The sequence below is a fragment of the Microbacterium sp. NFH-22A-Y genome (genome assembly GCF_021401375.1).
Classification (GTDB): domain Bacteria; phylum Actinomycetota; class Actinomycetes; order Actinomycetales; family Microbacteriaceae; genus Microbacterium; species Microbacterium hominis.
The window spans coordinates 672,813-690,477 of record NZ_JACBGF010000001.1 but is presented as its reverse complement, the minus strand read 5'-3'; the positions used below and the strand labels follow the sequence as shown (position 1 = coordinate 690,477).

Genomic DNA, 17,665 nt, shown 5'->3' with positions numbered 1-17,665 from the left:
CCCTCGAACACGCGGGCCTAGGCTGGATGCCGTGGCACACGCGATCGAGGGACTGCACAACTTCCGCGACACGGGCGGGATGCCGCTGATCGGAGGCGGCACGACGCGAGCCGGCGTGCTGTACCGCTCCGCCGCGCTGGACCGGCTGACCGACGCCGGCCTGGAGGCGCTCGCGGACAGCCCGATCGGCGTCGTCACCGACTTCCGCACGCCCGACGAGCGCCGTGCGGCTCCCGACCGGCTCCCGCCGTCGCGCCCGATCGAGATCCTCGAGCTGTCGCTTCTGGAGGGAGCGATGGCAGAGATGGCGCAGCGCGTGCTGGCCTCCGGCGGCGCGGCCGACCCCGCGCTCGTGGAGCACGCGCTCGCCCAGCTGCCGACCCTCGACCAGCTGTACGTGGGCATGCTGCAGCACGGCGCGGCATCCTTCGCCGAGGTGGCCCGCCGGGTCGGCGTCTCCCGCGACGACGAGCCCACGGCCGTGCTCGTGCACTGCACCGCCGGGAAGGACCGCACGGGCGTCGCCGTCGCCCTCCTCCTGGACGCCGCGGGGGTCGAGCGCGACGCGGTCGTCGCCGACTACGCCGCGTCGCAGCAGCACCTCGCCGGCGCCTGGGCCGACGGCATGCTGGCGATGATCTCGTCGCTCGGGATGCCGCTCACCCCGGCCCTGCGCACGCTCGTCACCGAGACCCCGCCGAGCGCGATCCGCGCGGCCCTGGACTGGATCGACCGCACGCACGGAGGGGCCGCGGATTACCTCGCCACGGGCGGCCTGAGCGCGGACGGGATCGATGCGCTGCGCCGGAGGCTGCGCGGCGGAGCCTGCTAGACCTCGAGATCCACCGCGACCCGGTCGGCGACGACCGCCCGCACGTAGCCGACGACCGCCTGGTGGTCGGGATGGGTCTGGTAGGCGTCGAGTCCGGCCTGGTCGGCGAAGTCCGCGACGAGCGCGACGTCCCAGTTCGCGCCGCCGACGACGTCCGGGCCGACGGCGATCTCGATGATCGAGGGGACCACGCCGCGCAGGGCCAGCAGGTCGGCGGAGATCTTCTGCGCCTGCGCGGCCTTCTCGACGGGGTCTTCGCTCTTCAGCTTCCACGCGACGACATGGCGGATCATGCGGACTCCTCGGGGGTGGGAGGGACGGGGGATGCCGGTGCGGAGGCGTCCTCGAGCGCCGCACGCAGCCGATCGGGCGACAGGCGCCAGTGCGCGTGCAGCCGGTCGTCGATGAGCACCACGGGGATCTTCTCCCACCACTGCGCATACAGCGCGGGGTCGTCGAGGATCGACAGCTCCTCGACCTCGACGGCATCCTCGGGCAGGTCGGCGACCACGGTGTCGACGATCTCCCGTGCGACGTCGCAGAGGTGGCAGTCGGGCTTGGAGATGATCGTGAGGGTGGTCACGGCATCCATCCTGCCCCACTCCGGCGGGCGGGCAGACACGAAGCGCCCGTCCCGGATCGAAGATCTCGGAGACAGGCGCTCGGTGTCGTTTTGCAGCGTGCCGCGACGAATTACTTCTTGTTGCGGCGCTGGTGGCGAGTCTTGCGAAGCAGCTTGCGGTGCTTCTTCTTCGCCATGCGCTTGCGGCGCTTCTTGATGACAGAACCCACGGAAAACCTCACTATGTCAGGGGTCTGGACGCGGATGGCCGCGTCCGGGAACGGGCATCTCGAAAAATGCCCTCGGATCAGTCTAGCCGACGTCGGCGATGGGACGTTGCACGGCGTCGGTGACGGCCGTCTCGGGCACGCGATAGCTGCGCCCGAAGCGCACCGCGGGCAGCTCTCCGGCGTGCACCAGCCGGTACACGGTCATCTTCGACACACGCATGATGTCGGCCACCTCGGCGACCGTCAGAAAACGCACGTCAGAAAGGTCCGGCATCCCGATTCCCCCACCGATCCCCGATGCGGTGCCTCCGCATTGCTGTGGAACAACATTAGGGTCTCGGTGCGCCGCGTGTAAACCCGTGTGATCCGTGTGACGGATGAGCAGGACGGTGACGCCCCGCGCCGCTCAGCGGCCGGGAAGACGCTTGAGCGCGGTGTCCCAGGCGTGCTTCGCGGATGCCGCGGCCCGCCCCACCAGATCGGCGGCGGCCACCGCGGGCTCGGGCAGGGTCGAGGCGCCCGCCGGCGCGGCCACGAGGTCTTCGTCGAGGAACGGCACGAGCCAGTCGTCGACGGCGTCCAGCGGCGCCGGCGACAGGCTGTAGAAACGGTGCTGGCCCTCTTCGCGGACCGTGACGAGCTCGGCTTCGCGGAGCACCTTGAGGTGCTTGGAGACCGTCGGCTGGCTGACCCCGAGCTCGGTGACGATGTGCGAGACACTCGTCCCGCGCTCGCCCGCGGACGCGCGCTCGCGCAGCAGCTGCAGGATGTCCCGACGGGTGCCGTCGGCGATCACGTCGAAGATGTCCGCCATGACGATAGGTTAGCCCGCGCCGCGCTCCGGAGTACCATGACAACGGTTCTTGGGCAGAGAGGGGCGGACCATGACGGGCGACACCGTCGGTGCCCGTGCGTGGCGCTCCCTGCGCGCATCGATGAGCGCGGCCTGGGACGGCCTCCGCGACGCGACGACCTCGTCGCCCTCGCGCTTCGCCGTGGGCATCTTCCTGGCGCTCATCCTGCTGTTCACCGCCCTGTTCTCCCTGCCCGCGGCATCCGCCGACGGCCGGGTCACCCCCTTCGCCGACGCGCTGTTCACGGCGGTGTCGACGATCTGCGTGACCGGCCTGTCGACCGTGAACATGGGCACCCACTGGAGCGCGTTCGGGCACGTGCTCGTCTACGTCGGCGTCAACGTCGGCGCGATGGGCGTGCTGACCCTGGCATCCATCCTCGGACTCGTCATCTCCAAGCGGCTCGGCCTGCGGGCGAAGCTGATCGCCGCCGGAGACACCAACCCGCTGCGCGCCCACGGCGGCCCGGTCAACGAGGGCCAGACCGTGCGCCTCGGCGAGGTGGGTCAGCTGCTGGCGACCGTCGCGCTGTCGACGCTCGTGATCGAGGCGGGCCTCGCGGTGCTGCTCTACCCGTCGCTGCTGGCCAGCGGCGTCGACCCCCTCAGCGCCCTGTGGGAGGCGCCGTACTACGCGGCGATGGCCTTCACCAATACCGGGTTCGCCCCCAACGCCGAGGGCATCGCCCCCTTCGCCACCAACTACGTGCTGCTCACGCTGCTCATGGCGGGGGTCTTCCTCGGCTCGATCGGCTTCCCCGTGATCTTCGCGCTGTGGCGCCACCACCTGCACGTGCGCCGCTGGTCGCTGCACGCCAAGCTCACCCTCATCACGACGGTGATCCTGTTCTTCGTCGGCGCCGCCGTCTTCCTGCTGCTCGAGTACGACAACCCGAAGACGTTCGGCGGGATGGATGCCTGGGACACGACCTTCCAGGCCTTCTTCCTGTCGGCCATGACGCGTTCGGGCGGCTTCTCGGTCGTCGACATCGGCGAGCTGCACGGATCGTCGCTGGTGGTCGGCTCGATGCTCATGTTCGTGGGGGGCGGCTCGGCATCCACCGCCGGCGGCATCAAGGTGACCACGCTCGCCGTGCTCGCCCTCGCCGTCTGGTCGGAGGCGAAGGGGCGCCCGAGCGTGCAGGCCTTCGGCCGCCGCATCCCCAGCGACGTGCAGCGGGTCGCACTGTCCGTCGTCGCGTGGGGGTCGACGATCGTCGCGGTGTCGACCATCACGATCGCCCAGATCACGCGATATCCGGTCGAATACGTGCTGTTCGACGTGGTCTCGGGCTTCGCCACCGTGGGACTGTCCACGGGCATCACGCAGGACCTCCCCGATCTCGCCGTCTACGTCATGGCGGCGACGATGTTCATGGGGCGTGTGGGTACCGTCACTCTCGCTGCGGCCGTGGCCGCGACGAGCCGATCGCAGCATTACTCGCTGCCCGTCGAAAGGCCGATCGTTGGTTGAGCAGATCCGGAGCGATGCTCCCGTCCTGGTGATCGGCCTCGGCCGCTTCGGAGCCGCGTGCGCCGGCGAGCTCGACCGACTCGATCGCGAGGTGCTCGCGATCGACGACAACCTCGAGCTCGTGCAGAAGTGGTCCGAGCGCGTGACGCACACGGTGCAGGCCGACGCCAAGAACATCGAGGCGCTCAAGCAGATCGGCGCCCAGGACTTCCAGGTGGCCGTCGTCGCGGTGGGATCCTCCATCGAGGCATCCGTGCTGATCACGGCGAACCTGGTCGACCTCAAGGTGCCGCAGATCTGGGCCAAGGCCGTCTCGCAGTCGCACGGCAAGATCCTCGCCCGCGTCGGAGCGAACCACGTCATCTACCCCGAGCGCGAGGCCGGTGAGCGGGTCGCGCACCTCGTCAGCGGCCGGATGCTCGACTTCATCCGCTTCGACGACGACTTCGTGCTGGCCAAGATGTATCCGCCGAAGTTCATCCGCGGCATCGGCCTGAACGAGTCGGGCGTGCGCTCCAAGTACAGCGTGACGGTGGTCGGGGTGAAGAGCCCGGGCAAGCCGTTCCGCTACGCCGAGGCCGACACCGTGGTCACCAACCACGACCTCATCATCGTGTCGGGCACCAACAGCGACATCGAGCGTTTCGCCTCCCTCGACCGCTGACCGCGCATCCGCGGCGGCGCGGGGGCTCCTCCCCAGGCGGGGGTGGGAAGGGGTGGCGGCGGGGAGGGTGGGGACGAGCGCGCGGCGCCGCGGGTGGCGGGGCATGATCTGCGGATGCCGCACCTGCTGACCGACCGCGCCATCACCCGGTCACCGCTCCCGCTCGTCACCTCCGCCGAGGCCCGCGTGCTGCGGCTGGCGCTGGCCGGTCCCGGCTTCGCGCGGGTGCGCCGCGGCGTGTACGTGGATGCCGCCGCGGCGGCGCGGCTGGCGCCGTGGCAGCGGTACGCGCTGCGGGTGCACGCCTTCGCGCTCGTCCACCCGGATGCCGTGCTGTGCCTGGAGTCCGCCGCGGTGCTGCTCGGCCTGCCGCTGTTCGGCGAGACGCGCGACATCCACGTGTTCGATCCGGACCGCACGGCGTCCCGCCGGTTCGGCGACGTGTGCGTGCACACCAGCGTCGACGCGCGGGAGGTCGTGCCGGTCGACAGCATCCTGTGCACGTCGCCGGCGGATGCCGTCATCGACCTCGCCCGCGTGCTCCCACCCGCGCAGGCGCTCGCCGTCGTGGATGCCGCGATCTCGCCCCGACAGGGCGGCGCGCTCGTCGTCGACGACCTCCGGGAGCGGGCCGCGTCGCAGGCCTCCCGCCGGGGCGTCGCGCGGCTGGCGTGGGCCTGGGCGCACGCGGACGCGCGGGCCGAGTCGCCCGGCGAGAGCGTGAGCCGCGCCGTCATCCGCTGGTGCGGCTTCGAAGACCCGGTGCTGCAGGCCGAGTTCCGCTACGAGGGGGTCACCGACCGCACGGACTTCCTGTTCCCGTCGAGCCGCACGGTGGGCGAGAGCGACGGCTGGGGCAAGTACGGCATCGGCGACGGCGACGCGCCCGCGGACGCCGCACGGCGTTTCCGCGACGAGAAGCGCCGCGAAGACCGGCTGCGCCGCGCGGGGCATCCCGTCGCGCGCTGGGAGATGGCGGATGCGGTGCGGGTCGAGCCGTTGGCGACCGCCCTGCAGCGCGCTGGGGTGCGGCTCGTCCGCCCGCGCGACCGCGCCGGACTGGCGAGCCTGCGCCAGACGCCCCGCGCTCTCCCTCACCGACCACGGTGAGAAACCACAACGGGGACGACACACACCTGCGGCGGTGGTTTCTCGCGCCGAAGGTGGTTTCTCGCGGGCGGGGGGCGAGGAGGCGGCGAGGAGGGGGGTCAGGCGCCGGCGGCCATCTCCTTCGCGCGGGCGAGGGCAGCGTCGGTCGCCTCCGCGAAGACGCCGTCCAGGCGCGCGCCCTGCAGCACCGCGATGGCGCGCTCGGTCGTGCCCTTCGGGCTGGTCACCCGGCGGCGCAGCTCTGCGGGGTCCTCGCCCGTGGCATCCAGGAGCGCCGCGGCGCCGATGAAGGTCTGCTCGGCCATGAGGCGGGCGTCCGCGTCGGAGAAGCCCTTTCCACGGGCCGCCTCGGCGAGCTCCTCGATCAGCAGGAACACGTAGGCGGGACCCGACCCCGAGATCGTCGACAGCGCGTCGATCTGCGACTCCGGGACCTCGATCACCACGCCGCACGTCTCGAACAGCCGGCGCACGAGGGCGAGGTCGTCGGCGGATGCCGCGGCACCGGCCGACAGTCCCGTGACGGCCTTGCCGACCACCGCGGGGGTGTTCGGCATCGACCGGATGACGGCGACGTCCTCGCCCACGATGGAGGCGAAGGTCGCGAGCGTCACACCCGCGGCGAGGCTCACCACGATCGTGCCCGGTCGCAGGACCGGAGCGATCTCGCGCAGGAGGTCCGGGACCATCACGGGCTTGACGCCGATGAGCACGATGTCCGCCGCGGCGGCGGCCGTGGTGTTGGCGGCGGCATCCTCCTCGAGGGAGAGGCTCGTCACGCCGTCCAGCGCTGCCAGCGGCGCGGCGCTGGCCGCCGTGCGGTTGGTCACGGTCACGCGGGGTGCCGCGCCCGAGCGGACGAGGCCCTGCAGGATGGCACCTCCCATCGAGCCGGCACCGAGGATCGCGATCGAGGGAAGCGGAGAGGCCATGCCCCCATCCTCGCAGAGGAAACACCCGCCCCGGGAGCCCGCCGCGGGGGTCTCAGTCTCGGAGGGGTCTCAGTCGCGGGGCTCGTTCAGGATGAGCCGCATCGACGGGGCGCGGCCCTTCTCGATGTGGCTGAAGGCGAGGCTCTCGGCGAGGCGGGCGTTGCCGTCCGCGATGGCCGCCAGCAGCTCGTCGTGCTCGTGGGACTGCTCCCGGGCGTCGCGGCCGACGCCGGTCAGGTAGAAGAGCCACACGAGCCGTCCGCTGACGACGCGGGTGAGGGAGGTGAGCAGGGTGCTGTCGGCCATCTCGACGATGCGGGCGTGGAAGGCGGCGTGGGCCTCGGCGATCGCGAGCCGCTCGCCGCTCGTGACCGCGTCATGGGCCGACGCGAGAGCCCGGTCCAACACCTCCACGGGGGCGCCCCGGCCGGCGTTCTGGGCCGCGAGGCGCGCGGCGAGCGTCTCGAGGCTCAGCCGCACGTCGAACAGCTCGTCGATCGAGCGCCGGTCCCACCCGACGATCCGGGCGCTGCGGCGCGGCGCCGTCGCGAGGAACCCGTCGACGCCGAGCTGCAGGATCGCGGCCCGCACCGGGATGCGCGACATCTGCAACTCGTCGGCCAGGCGCCCCTCGGTGATCGCGGCGCCGTCGGCGTAGCGCCCCAGGATGATGGCGGTGCGGATGCGGCGGTACGCCGTCGCCGCCAGAGAGTCGTCGGCTGCATCCTGCGCCTCGGACATGCCGTCTCCCCTCACGGTGCCGCTCACGGCGATCCCGTCACGGGCGGACCAGGGCGGCACGCGCGCTCATGAGCGGATCGCGACCATTGTGCCAGCGCCGACGACGCTCGCGCGCCCGCACAGCAGGTGCGCCGCGTAGAGGTCCTGGATGCCGAGGCCCACGGAGTTGAAGACCGTGAGCCCGCCGCGGCCGCGGAGGGGCGGAACGTCGAGCACGTCGCCGAGCGGGACCAGACCCGCCGGATCGAGCGCACCCGCGTCGCACGCGCCGCGCACGTTGCCCGATTCGGCGAGGGCGACCGCCGGATCGTCGACCACGACGCTACGCGCGTGGGCGAAGACGTCCGCCTGCACCTCGCTGAACATCGGCCGCGGCGGCGAGCCGACCGCGTTGAGGTGCACGTCGGCGCGCAGCATCCGACGCGCCAGGAACGGCTGCTCCGCGGGCGTGAGCGTGCAGACCACGTCGGCGTCCTCCAGAGCGCCCTCGCGACTGTCCGTCGTCACGGCGGGGATGCCGTCGGCGCGCAGCGCCGCGACGCATTCGGCGGCGCGCGGAGCGCTGCGCGACCATACGCGCAGCTCCGCGAAGGGGCGCACGCGCATGAGCGCGCGGGCGTGCTCGGCGGCGAGCGGACCGGCCCCGATGAGGGCGGCAACGTGCGCCGCGGGATCCGCGAGGACGTCGGTCGCGAGTGCCGTGACGGCGGCGGTGCGGATGCGGGTGAGCGCCCGTCCGTCGATCATGGCGACGCACTCGGCCGTCGCCGCGTCGAAGACCGCGACGGTCGAGCGCTGGGCGGGCAGTCCCACCGACCGGTTGCGCGGGGCGTCGGCGAGCACCTTGACGGCGAACATCCCGAGCTCTTCGGAGATCGCGCTCATCGGCACGACGGTCGGGGCGTCCGCCGTCCGGTCGGCGGCAGCGGGGAGCGCGTGCGGCCGCGGCTGCACGGCGCGTCCGGTGCGCAGCGCCCGGTGGGCCGCCGCCATCGCCTCGCGCATGCCGTCGGCATCCGCGAGCGCCTCCACGTCGTCGGAGGTCAGGGTGAGTGTCGTCATCGGATCTCCTTTTGGTATCCCAAATGTAGAACGAGGCCACCGCGGTCACATCACCCCGACTCCCGCTCACAACACCCACAGGGTCATCGCGACGCACGAAGAACCGCGCAAAAACGGCATAAAGGCACACTCGGAGACCGATCGCGATGCGCGAAAGAGTTCACTGCACCGAAACCGCGGGACACATCGCCGTAACAGAAGTGGCGGATTCTGTATCCCAGATTGATGACGGAGAGGAGAAGCCGATGGCACGACTGGTCGTAGGACGACTGATTCAGGCCCTGTCGACGATCTTCGTCGTCGTGACGATCGCGTTCGCCCTGGGTCGGCTGAGCGGCAGCCCGGCGGCGCTCCTGCTCAGCGAGAACGCCTCGCGCGAGCAGATCGACGCGCTCAACGCGAGCCTCGGCTTCGACCAGCCGCTGTGGAAGCAGTACCTCGACTACCTCGTCGGCATCGTGACCCGCGGCGACTTCGGCGACTCGTACCGTCAGAGCGGCGTGCCGTCGATGCAGCTGGTCCTGGAACGGGTGCCGGCGTCGCTCGAGCTCGGCGCGGTGGGCCTGGTGGCCGGTGTGATCCTGGCCGCCGTCGCGGCCGTCGCCGTCCACCTGACCCGCAGCCGGGCCCTGCGCACCACCCTGCTGACCGTCGGTGCGGCCCGACAAGCCATCCCGGACTTCTTCTTCGGGCTGCTGCTCGTGCTCGTGTTCTCCGTCGCGCTCGGGATGCTGCCCTCGCTCGGCAACCGCGATCCGCTCGCGATCATCATGCCGGCCGCCACCATCGCCACGGCGCAGTTCGTGGTGTACCTGCGGCTGCTCGACAACGCGCTGGGCGAGCAGTCCCGACTCGACTACGCCCGCACGGCCTACGCCCGGGGCGAGAGCCGGTTCCACGTGGTGGTGTCGGAGATGCTCCCCAACGCGGTGCTGCCGGTGATGACCATCGCGGGCATCAGCCTCGGCTCGTTCCTGGGCGGTCTGGTCATCGTGGAGAACGTCTTCGCCTGGCCCGGGCTGGGCCAGCTCATGCTGAGCGCCGTGTACGCCCGCGACTTCCCGGTCGTGCAGTCCGGCCTCATCGTCGTGGCCGCCCTGTTCATCCTCTCCAACGCGCTCGTGGACGTCCTGAGCGCTCTGGTCGACCCGAGAGTGAGGCACCTCGCATGACCGCGCCCATCGCTTCGCCGCCCGCGTCGCCCGCCGAGACGGTCACGCCCGCTCCGCCTGCCGATACCGCCGCACGGTTCACGTGGCCCCGCCTGCGGGCGGCCGAATGGGTGGGCATCGGCATCCTCGCCGTCGTCGCCGCCTTCATCCTGATCGTGCCCCTGCTGCCCGGCAGTGACCCCTACGCACAGGATCTGTCCGCCTCCTTCATCCGTCCCTTCACCGACGGCGCGCACCTGCTGGGCACCGACATGCTGGGCCGCGACCTCGCGAGCCGGCTGGCGCTCGGCGGGCAGGTGTCGCTGGGCATCGTGCTGTTCGTCGTCGCCATCAACGCCTTCATCGGCATGGTGGTCGGCATGATCGCGGGGTATGCGGGCGGACGACTCGACAACCTGCTGATGGGCTGGGCGGACGTGCAGCTGGCGATGCCGATCATCCTCGTGCTCATCGCCCTGTCCGCGGCGCTGGGCCCCAGCGTCTGGCTGATGGTCATCACACTCGCGGCGACCTACTGGGTCGGCTATGCGCGCGTGGCACGCAGCACCGCGATGTCGCTGAAGAGCCGCGACTTCGTGGTCGCGCCGCGCATCCAGGGCGCCACCGCCCAGTGGATCGTGTCGACCCACATCGCGCCGCACGTCGGCGTGCAGGTGCTCATCCTCGCCTCGGCCGACATCGGCGGCGTGCTGCTGCTCACGTCGTCGTTCGACTACCTCGGGCTGGGCGTGCAGGCCCCGACGCCCTCCTGGGGACTGCTCATCAGCGAGGGGCAGAAGTACGTGCGCGAGGCGCCGTACCTCGCCCTGATCCCCGGCATCGCGATCTTCCTCGTGGTGATCGGCACGAACCTCGTGAGCCAGCGCTTCACCGCCGAGCGCGACCTGTCCACCCTCCGCCGACGGAAGAAGGCCCGCGCATGACCCGGGATGTGCTGCTGAGCGTCGACGACCTGGTCGTCGGCACGCGCGACGCCGACGGACGCGAGGTGCGTCTCGTCGACGGCGTCTCCTTCCAGATCGCCGAAGGCGAGGTGCTGTGCGTGGTCGGCGAGTCGGGCTCGGGCAAGAGCCTGACGATGGCGGCGGTGCTGGGGCTCCTCCCCGCCGGCGTCGAGGTGCTCTCCGGACGGGTCGACTACCGCGGCGAGGACCTGCTGGCCGCCGGCGAGCGCCGTCTGCGCGAGCTGCGCGGACGCCGCCTCGCGATGGTGTTCCAGGATCCGATGACCGCGCTCAACCCGGTCAAGCGCGTGGGCGCCCAGATCGCGCGCGCCGTGCGACGGCACGGCGACGGCGTGAGCCGCGCCGAGGCCGATCGGCGCGCCGCCGCACTGCTGAGCGCGGTCGGCGTGCCGGATGCCGCGGCGCGCGCCCGCGCCTATCCCCACCAGTGGTCCGGGGGCATGCGCCAGCGCGCCGTCATCGCCGCCGCGATCGCCCACGACCCCGATCTCCTGGTGGCCGACGAGCCCACGACGGCGCTCGATGTCACCATCCAGGCGCAGATCATGCACCTGCTGGCCGAGGCGCGACAGCGCACCGGTGCGGCGATGGCCCTGATCACGCACGATCTGGGGCTGGTGGCGCAGACCGCCGACCGGATCGTGATCATGTACGCGGGCCGCATCGTGGAGAGCGGGACGGTGTGGGACCTGTTCGCCGCGCCCCGCCATCCCTACACGGCCGGCCTGCTCGCGAGCCTGTTGACCTCCGAGAGCGCGGCCGGGCGCGCCTACGCGATCCCGGGCTCTCCCCCGCAGCCGGCGGCACGCCCGCACGGATGCCCCTTCGCGCCGCGCTGCGAGCTGCCCGCGAAGTCGGCGCTGTGCACCGCCGAACGGCCCGCCCTGCGCCTGGTCGCGCCCGATCACGCCTCCGCCTGCCACCACGCGGACGCCGTCTCCGCCCTCGCCGAGGAGGTCGCCGGATGAGCGACGCCGAACCCGTCCTGCAGATCGACGACCTGCACGTGCGATTCACGCGGCGCACCGGATGGCGCCGCCGCCACGTCGTCGACGCCGTCGACGGCGTCTCGCTGACACTGCACCGCGGGGAGACCCTGGGGTTGGTCGGCGAGTCCGGCTGCGGGAAGTCGACGCTCGTGCGCACCGTGTTCGGGCTCAACACCCCGGCATCCGGCGACATCCGCATCCTGGGGCATCGCATCGACGATCTGCCCCCGCTGCAGCGCCGGCGGCTGCGCAACCGCGTGCAGCTGGTGTTCCAGGACCCGTACTCGTCGCTGGATCCGCGACTGAGCGTGCACGACATCGTCGCCGAGCCGCTCACGATCGTGGGGCGCTACTCGAAGGACCGCGTCGTCGAGCTGCTGGAGAGCGTCGGGATCGGCGCCGAGTCGCTGCGGCGCACGCCCGCGCAGTTCTCCGGCGGCCAGCGTCAGCGCATCGGCATCGCGCGCGCCCTCGCGCTGGAGCCGGAGGTGCTCGTGCTCGACGAGCCCGTCTCCGCCCTCGACGTGTCGGTGCAGGCGCAGGTCATCAACCTCCTGCAGGACCTGCAGCGCACCCACGCGCTGTCCTATCTGTTCATCGCGCACGACCTCTCCGTCGTCCGCCACCTCTCCGACCGCGTCGCGGTGATGCGACAGGGACGCATCGTCGAGATCGGCGAGCGCGACCAGATCTTCGACGATCCCCGCCACGAGTACACGCGCACGCTGCTCGCGGCCATCCCGATCCCCGACCCGCGCCTGCGGGCGGATGCCCCACCCGCACCATCCCCTGCCCTCACCCGAACGAACAGAGGAACGTCATGACCCACCGCTCATCCCGTGTCCGCCGCGCGCTCGCCGCGGCCGCCGCGCTCACCGGCGCCGCGCTGGTGCTGTCCGCCTGCGCGGGCGGCTCGGCGTCGACGGCCGAGACCCGCAACCTGACGATCGGCGTCGTCGCGGAGCCCGAGAAGTCGCCCGACCCGATCGTCGACGGCTCGCTGGCCGGCTACAACATCTACTACAACCTCTTCGACCAGCTCACGGTGCTCGACGCCGACGGCACGATCCAGCCGTCGCTGGCCACCGCGTGGACCCCCAACGCCGACTTCACCCAGTGGACGTTCACCCTTCGCGACGACGTGACCTTCCAGGACGGCGAACCGCTGAAGGCATCCGACGTGGTCTTCACCTACGAGACCGTGCTGAACACGCCCGACTCCGACAACCTCGGCTACATGGGCATGCTCGAATCGGTCTCCGCCCCCGACGACCACACGGTGGTCTTCGACCTCAACTCGTCGTTCTCGCCGTGGCCGTCCATCACGACCGCGCAGTCGATCGTCCCGGAGAAGGTCTACACGGCGCTCGGCTCCGAAGGCTTCGCCGCCGCGCCCGTCGGCAGCGGCCCGTTCTCCTTCGTGAGCTGGAAGCGCGGCGTGGACTACGTCCTCAAGCGCAACGACGCCTACTGGGGCGGCGCTCCCCAGATCGACACCCTCACCTTCCAGACGGTGTCCGACGAGGAGGCCCGACTGAACGGGGTCATCTCCGGCAGCCTGGACATCGCCCTGATCTCACCGAACCAGGTCTCGTCGGCCGAGGGCAGCGGCATCGACGTGCGCTCCCGCGCGGCCAACGGCACCACGTTCCTCGGCGTCAACTCCACGTCCGGCCCGCTGGCGGACGAGCGCATCCGTCAGGCCGTGTGGCACGCGATCGACCGTGACGCGCTCGTCAAGACGGTCCTCAGCGGCCGCGCCGTCGCCAACGACCAGATCGTCGCCGCCAACGTCACCGGCTACGTGTCGGACGCGACGGGACCGGCGTACGACCCCGCCGCCGCCAAGGCGCTGCTCGCCGAGGCCGGGTACGCCGGCGAGGCGATCCCCCTGGAGTACGCGACCAGCGGCCGCATCCCGATGAGCGCCGAGATCGCGCAGGCGATCGCGGGCTACCTGGAGGCGGTGGGCTTCACGGTCAGCCTCTCCGGCATGGACCAGGCCACGCTGTCGAACCGCATCTACAGCACGGTCGACATGAAGGGCCTGTACCTCAACACCTGGGCGCCCTCCACCATGGACGGCGACATGCCCGCCACCAACCTGTTCGCGGGAGGACAGAACGACTACGCGAAGAGCCCGGAGACGGCGGCGCTCGTCGCCAGGCAGCGCACCGTCGCGGGCGACGAGCGCATCGCCGCCTTCCGCGACCTCGCCGAGGCGAACTTCCAGGGTGCGTACATCGTGCCGCTGTTCACCCCCGAGGCCGACTACGCGGTCTCGCCGAAGGTCACCTGGACGCCGCGCGTCGACGGCGAGTACGACCTCACCGACGTCGCGTTCACCGGCTGAGCGCCGGCGAGGGGGCGGTCCGCCGCCGCCCCCTCGCCCCGCCGGCCCCGCCCCGCTCCTCCCCGACCCCGAAAGGCCCTTCCGTGCCCCTCACTCTGCTCCGCAACGTCCGCCCCTGGGCCGCCGACGCGTCCGACGTCCTGCTCGACGCCGACGCCATCCGCGCGATCGGCGCACCCGGCACGCTGACGGCGCCGGATGCCGTCGCGGTCGACGGAGACGGCGGCATCCTGATCCCGTCCTTCAGCGACGTGCACGTGCATCTCGACTCGACGCGGATGGGGCTGCCGTTCCGCCCGAACACCGCGGGCGACACGCGCTGGTCGCACATCATGAACGACCGGGAGAACTGGCGGTCGGCGGAGCGGTCGGTCGCCGAGCGGGCGACCTACACGCTCGGGCGGATGATCGCGCAGGGGGCGACCCGGGTGCGCAGCCACGCCCAGGTCGACGCCGACTCCGGCCTGGAGAAGTTCGAGGGCGTCGTCGCGGCGCGCGAGGCGCACCGCGACCGCGCGTCCGTCGAGATCGTCGCCTTCCCGCAGGTGGGCATCCACCTCGAGGACGGGGTGCCCGACCTGCTCGATGTCGCGCTGCGCTCGGGAGCCGACCTCATCGGCGGCATCGACCCGTGCGAGATCGACCGCGACCCGGTGCGCCACCTCGACACCGTCTTCGACCTCGCCGACCGTCACGGCGTCGGCGTCGACATCCACCTGCACGAGGGCGGCTCGCTGGGCCTGTTCTCCCTCGACCTCGTGCTCGAGCGCACCCGCGCACTCGGCATGGCCGGACGGGTCAGCGTGTCGCACGCCTTCTCGCTCGCCGACCGCTCCGCCGGCGTCGACCGCGCGCTCGAGCAGATCGCGGAGCTCGACGTCGCCCTCACCACGATCGCCCCGAAGGGCTCGCTGTCGGTCCCCCTCGACCTCCCGATCGAGCGGCTGCTGCAGCTCGGGATCCGCGTCGGGCTCGGGATGGACGGCCAGCGCGACTACTGGTCGCCGTGGGGCGACGGCGACATGCTCGAGCGCACGTGGATGCTCGCCTTCACGCAGGGGTTCTCCCGCGACGACCTGATCGAGGACTGCCTCGCGATCGCGACCTGGGGCGGCGCGTCGGTGATCGACGCCGACCTGCCGCGCCTCTCCCCCGGCGCGCGCCCGGGCGTCGCCGTCGGCGACCCGGCCGAGCTGGTCGTCGTCCGCGGCGACACCGCGACCGCCGCCGTCATGGACCGTCTCCCGCAGCGCCTCGTCATCCACCGCGGCCGCGTCGTGGCCGAGGACGACGACCTGCGATGACGGCGACGATCCTGGCGGTCAACTGCAACACGGATGCCGCGATGACGTCCGCCATCGCGGCGATCGGCCAGGCCGCCGCCTCGGCGGGGACGAGCGTCGTGGGCGTCACCCCGTCCTGGGGTCCCGCCTCGGCGGAGGGGTACGTCGAGAGCCTCGTCACGGCCGCAGCCGTCATGGACGCCGTCGCGAGCCGCACCGCCCCGTTCGACGCCGTCGTGATGGCAGGCTTCGGCGAGCACGGCCGGGAGGGGATGCGCCAGCTCGTCCGCCAGCCGGTCGTCGACATCACGGAGGCGGCCGTGTTCGCCGCCTGCCTGCTCGGGCACCGCTTCGGCATCGTCACCACGGTCGACGCGGCGGTCGCCGGCATCCACGACAGTCTCGCCACGATGGGCACGAGCGGCCGGTGCCGATCGGTCCGTGCCGCGGAGGTGCACGTCTCGGCCATCGCCGACGACGTCGCCCGCACCGCGGACGTGCTCGAGGCGACCGGACGCGCGGTGCTCGCCGACGGCGCGGACGTGCTCGTGCTCGGCTGCGCCGGGTTCGCGGGGCTGGACGCCGAACTGGAGCGCCGACTGGGGGTTCCCGTGGTCGACGGCGTCGCCGCCGCCGTGCGGTTCGCGGAGGGTCTGATCGCCCTCGGCAAACGCACCAGCACGGCGGGGCCGTATGCACCGCCCCGGGCCGGGAAGGCGTGGCGCGGGCCACGGCTCGGCGCGCTCCACGCGTTCACCTGAAACCCTGTTCATGCACAGGGAGCGGCGGAGTAGGATGCGGTCATGACGCTCCTCGACGGCATCACCTCCCGGATCATCGACACCGATCGGCTGCGCGTCGGCATCCTGGAACGGGTCGGCGACGACGCCGCGGCCGCGGCGGACCAGACGGTCGTCCTCGTCCACGGAAACGTGTCGTCGAGCCTGTTCTGGCAGGAGCTCATGCAGGACCTGCCCAGCGACCTGCGCGTGATCGCTATCGACCTCCGCGGCTTCGGCGACTCCGAGAGCACGCCCGTCGACGCGACGCGCGGCGTCCGCGACTTCAGCGACGACGTGTTCGCGACGCTCCAGGTGCTGGGGCTGGACACCGCCCACCTCGTGGGCTGGTCGATGGGCGGCGGTGTCGTCATGCAGTACGCGATCGATCACCCGGTGCTCTCGCTCACCCTGCAGGCGCCCGTCTCGCCCTACGGCTTCGGCGGCACCCGCCGCGACGGATCGCGGCTCACCGACGACGACGCCGGCTGCGGCGGAGGCGCGGCGAACCCCGACTTCGTGCAGCGGCTCACCGACCGCGACACGACCGACGAGGCGCCGACGTCGCCGCGGAGCGTCTTCCGCTCGGGCTACGTCGCGCCCGGCTACACGAGCGCGCACGAGGACCTCTGGGTCGAGTCGATGAACACCACCTCGACGGCGACGGGCAACTACCCCGGCGACAGCGTCGCGAGCGAGAACTGGCCGGGGTTCGCCGCCGGCAGCATCGGCGTGCTCAACACGATGGCGCCGCGGTACTTCGACACCTCGGGCATCGTCGACATCGCGCGCAAACCCCCGATCCTCTGGGTACGCGGCGACGCGGACGCCATCGTCTCGGACGCGTCGTTCTTCGACCTCAACCACCTCGGCGCGCTCGGGGTGATCCCCGGCTGGCCGGGTGCCGACGTCGCGCCGGCCCAGGAGATGGTGTCGCAGACCCGCGACGTGCTGGAGGCCTACCGTGCGGCCGGCGGTGCCGTCACCGAGCTCGTGCTCGAGGGCGTCGGACACGCGCCGCACCTGGAGCAGCCGGCCGTCTTCCGCCGGGCGCTGCTGGAGAACGTCGGCTACATCGGCCGTCCGGCCGACCCGGCGCCGCCGACCGAGGCGATCATCCTCAGCTCGTCCGACTGACCGCGCACCCGCTCCCCGCGATCGGGCGGGTCAGCGGCGCGCGTCGAAGAAGTCCCGCAGCAGCGCCCGCGCTTCGTCCTCCAGGATGCCGCCGACCACCTCGGCGCGCACGGGCAGGCGCCGGTCGCGCAGCACGTCGTACACCGACCCGGCCGCGCCGGCCTTCTCGTCCCACGCGCCGAACACGACGCGTCCGATGTGCGCCTGCAGGACGGCCCCCGCGCACATCAGGCAGGGCTCGAGGGTGACCGCGAGCGTGCACCCCTCCAGGTTCCAGGAGCCGAGGGATGCCGCGGCCTCGCGCAGCGCCACGACCTCGGCGTGGGCGGTGGGATCGGCCGTGGCCTCGCGCCGGTTGCGTCCGACGCCGATCACGGTGCCCCCGGCATCCCGCACGACGGCACCCACCGGGATCTCGCCCGCGGCACCGGCCTCGGCGGCGAGCGCGAGCGCGCGACGCAGCGCGCTCTCGTCGTCGACGCGGATCGGCAGGCTCACCCCTTCAGCGTAGGGCGACGGATGGGGAG

General features: G+C 72.0%; 21 protein-coding genes. 12 read left to right on the top strand and 9 right to left on the bottom strand.

The features are described 5' to 3' along the window. Nucleotides 1-31: 31 nt before the first annotated feature. Nucleotides 32-832, top strand: coding sequence for a tyrosine-protein phosphatase (locus tag L0965_RS03145; RefSeq protein WP_101305623.1), 801 nt, complete (start codon nucleotides 32-34; stop codon nucleotides 830-832). Here the strand turns inward: L0965_RS03145 and L0965_RS03140 are convergent. The 5 genes from L0965_RS03140 to L0965_RS03120 form a co-directional block, all read right to left on the bottom strand. Next, nucleotides 829-1,125: a Dabb family protein gene (locus tag L0965_RS03140; RefSeq protein ID WP_060961069.1), complete on the bottom strand. Its 297-nt coding sequence runs from the start codon at nucleotides 1,123-1,125 to the stop codon at nucleotides 829-831. The genes L0965_RS03145 and L0965_RS03140 overlap by 4 nt on opposite strands. Then, nucleotides 1,122-1,415 (bottom strand): glutaredoxin family protein, encoded by a 294-nt coding sequence (locus L0965_RS03135; RefSeq protein ID WP_198553671.1) that lies wholly within the window; start codon nucleotides 1,413-1,415, stop codon nucleotides 1,122-1,124. Before L0965_RS03135 ends, L0965_RS03140 begins: the two co-directional genes overlap by 4 nt. 110 nt (nucleotides 1,416-1,525) lie before the next feature. Next, complete coding sequence (locus tag L0965_RS03130; protein ID WP_003792170.1) at nucleotides 1,526-1,624, bottom strand: 30S ribosomal protein bS22; 99 nt, start codon at nucleotides 1,622-1,624, stop codon at nucleotides 1,526-1,528. Between the two features lie 82 nt (nucleotides 1,625-1,706). After that, nucleotides 1,707-1,898, bottom strand: a complete 192-nt coding sequence (locus tag L0965_RS03125; protein ID WP_101305621.1) for a helix-turn-helix domain-containing protein — start codon at nucleotides 1,896-1,898, stop codon at nucleotides 1,707-1,709. A gap of 132 nt (nucleotides 1,899-2,030) precedes the next feature. Next, the gene (locus L0965_RS03120) at nucleotides 2,031-2,438 is read right to left on the bottom strand and encodes a helix-turn-helix transcriptional regulator (RefSeq protein WP_060961066.1); all 408 of its coding nucleotides are present in this window, start codon (nucleotides 2,436-2,438) and stop codon (nucleotides 2,031-2,033) included. A gap of 70 nt (nucleotides 2,439-2,508) precedes the next feature. On the opposite strand from L0965_RS03120, the gene L0965_RS03115 reads away from it, so the two are divergent. The 3 genes from L0965_RS03115 to L0965_RS03105 all read left to right on the top strand — a co-directional run bounded on the left by L0965_RS03115 (nucleotide 2,509) and on the right by L0965_RS03105 (nucleotide 5,725). Then, nucleotides 2,509-3,951: a TrkH family potassium uptake protein gene (locus tag L0965_RS03115; RefSeq protein ID WP_101305620.1), complete on the top strand. Its 1,443-nt coding sequence runs from the start codon at nucleotides 2,509-2,511 to the stop codon at nucleotides 3,949-3,951. Beyond that, a complete protein-coding gene (locus L0965_RS03110; protein WP_005049780.1) occupies nucleotides 3,944-4,615 on the top strand; it encodes a TrkA family potassium uptake protein in 672 nt (223 codons plus the stop codon). Before L0965_RS03115 ends, L0965_RS03110 begins: the two co-directional genes overlap by 8 nt. 114 nt (nucleotides 4,616-4,729) lie before the next feature. Next, nucleotides 4,730-5,725, top strand: coding sequence for a hypothetical protein (locus L0965_RS03105; RefSeq protein WP_101305619.1), 996 nt, complete (start codon nucleotides 4,730-4,732; stop codon nucleotides 5,723-5,725). Nucleotides 5,726-5,823: 98 nt separating this feature from the next. On the opposite strand, the gene proC is transcribed toward L0965_RS03105, so the two are convergent. From proC to L0965_RS03090, 3 genes are all read right to left on the bottom strand, one after another. Beyond that, nucleotides 5,824-6,657, bottom strand: coding sequence for a pyrroline-5-carboxylate reductase (gene proC, locus L0965_RS03100; protein ID WP_101305618.1), 834 nt, complete (start codon nucleotides 6,655-6,657; stop codon nucleotides 5,824-5,826). 69 nt (nucleotides 6,658-6,726) lie between these two features. Then, nucleotides 6,727-7,398, bottom strand: coding sequence for a GntR family transcriptional regulator (locus L0965_RS03095; RefSeq protein ID WP_157831553.1), 672 nt, complete (start codon nucleotides 7,396-7,398; stop codon nucleotides 6,727-6,729). 66 nt (nucleotides 7,399-7,464) lie between these two features. Then, nucleotides 7,465-8,460: an ornithine cyclodeaminase family protein gene (locus L0965_RS03090; RefSeq protein ID WP_101305616.1), complete on the bottom strand. Its 996-nt coding sequence runs from the start codon at nucleotides 8,458-8,460 to the stop codon at nucleotides 7,465-7,467. Nucleotides 8,461-8,705: 245 nt separating this feature from the next. On the opposite strand from L0965_RS03090, the gene L0965_RS03085 reads away from it, so the two are divergent. The 8 genes from L0965_RS03085 (at nucleotide 8,706) to L0965_RS03050 (ending at nucleotide 17,138) form a co-directional block, all read left to right on the top strand. Beyond that, complete coding sequence (locus L0965_RS03085) at nucleotides 8,706-9,632, top strand: ABC transporter permease (protein WP_157831552.1); 927 nt, start codon at nucleotides 8,706-8,708, stop codon at nucleotides 9,630-9,632. After that, the gene (locus tag L0965_RS03080; RefSeq protein ID WP_060961059.1) at nucleotides 9,629-10,555 is read left to right on the top strand and encodes an ABC transporter permease; all 927 of its coding nucleotides are present in this window, start codon (nucleotides 9,629-9,631) and stop codon (nucleotides 10,553-10,555) included. Before L0965_RS03085 ends, L0965_RS03080 begins: the two co-directional genes overlap by 4 nt. Then, nucleotides 10,552-11,565: an ABC transporter ATP-binding protein gene (locus L0965_RS03075; protein WP_101305614.1), complete on the top strand. Its 1,014-nt coding sequence runs from the start codon at nucleotides 10,552-10,554 to the stop codon at nucleotides 11,563-11,565. The genes L0965_RS03080 and L0965_RS03075 overlap by 4 nt, the downstream gene beginning before the upstream one ends. Then, nucleotides 11,562-12,410: an ATP-binding cassette domain-containing protein gene (locus L0965_RS03070; RefSeq protein WP_101305612.1), complete on the top strand. Its 849-nt coding sequence runs from the start codon at nucleotides 11,562-11,564 to the stop codon at nucleotides 12,408-12,410. Before L0965_RS03075 ends, L0965_RS03070 begins: the two co-directional genes overlap by 4 nt. Then, entirely contained in the window at nucleotides 12,407-13,939 is a 1,533-nt protein-coding gene (locus L0965_RS03065; protein ID WP_101305611.1) for an ABC transporter substrate-binding protein, read from the top strand. The genes L0965_RS03070 and L0965_RS03065 overlap by 4 nt, the downstream gene beginning before the upstream one ends. An 83-nt stretch (nucleotides 13,940-14,022) precedes the next feature. Further along, nucleotides 14,023-15,243 carry an amidohydrolase family protein gene (locus tag L0965_RS03060; protein ID WP_101305609.1) on the top strand — a complete coding sequence of 407 codons (1,221 nt, stop codon included), beginning with the start codon at nucleotides 14,023-14,025 and terminating at the stop codon, nucleotides 15,241-15,243. After that, nucleotides 15,240-15,983 carry an aspartate/glutamate racemase family protein gene (locus tag L0965_RS03055; RefSeq protein ID WP_101305608.1) on the top strand — a complete coding sequence of 248 codons (744 nt, stop codon included), beginning with the start codon at nucleotides 15,240-15,242 and terminating at the stop codon, nucleotides 15,981-15,983. Before L0965_RS03060 ends, L0965_RS03055 begins: the two co-directional genes overlap by 4 nt. A gap of 42 nt (nucleotides 15,984-16,025) precedes the next feature. Further along, nucleotides 16,026-17,138: an alpha/beta fold hydrolase gene (locus L0965_RS03050; protein ID WP_101305607.1), complete on the top strand. Its 1,113-nt coding sequence runs from the start codon at nucleotides 16,026-16,028 to the stop codon at nucleotides 17,136-17,138. Between the two features lie 30 nt (nucleotides 17,139-17,168). Here L0965_RS03050 and L0965_RS03045 read toward each other — a convergent pair whose 3' ends face one another. Continuing rightward, the gene (locus tag L0965_RS03045; RefSeq protein ID WP_101305606.1) at nucleotides 17,169-17,636 is read right to left on the bottom strand and encodes a nucleoside deaminase; all 468 of its coding nucleotides are present in this window, start codon (nucleotides 17,634-17,636) and stop codon (nucleotides 17,169-17,171) included. Nucleotides 17,637-17,665 lie beyond the last annotated feature (29 nt).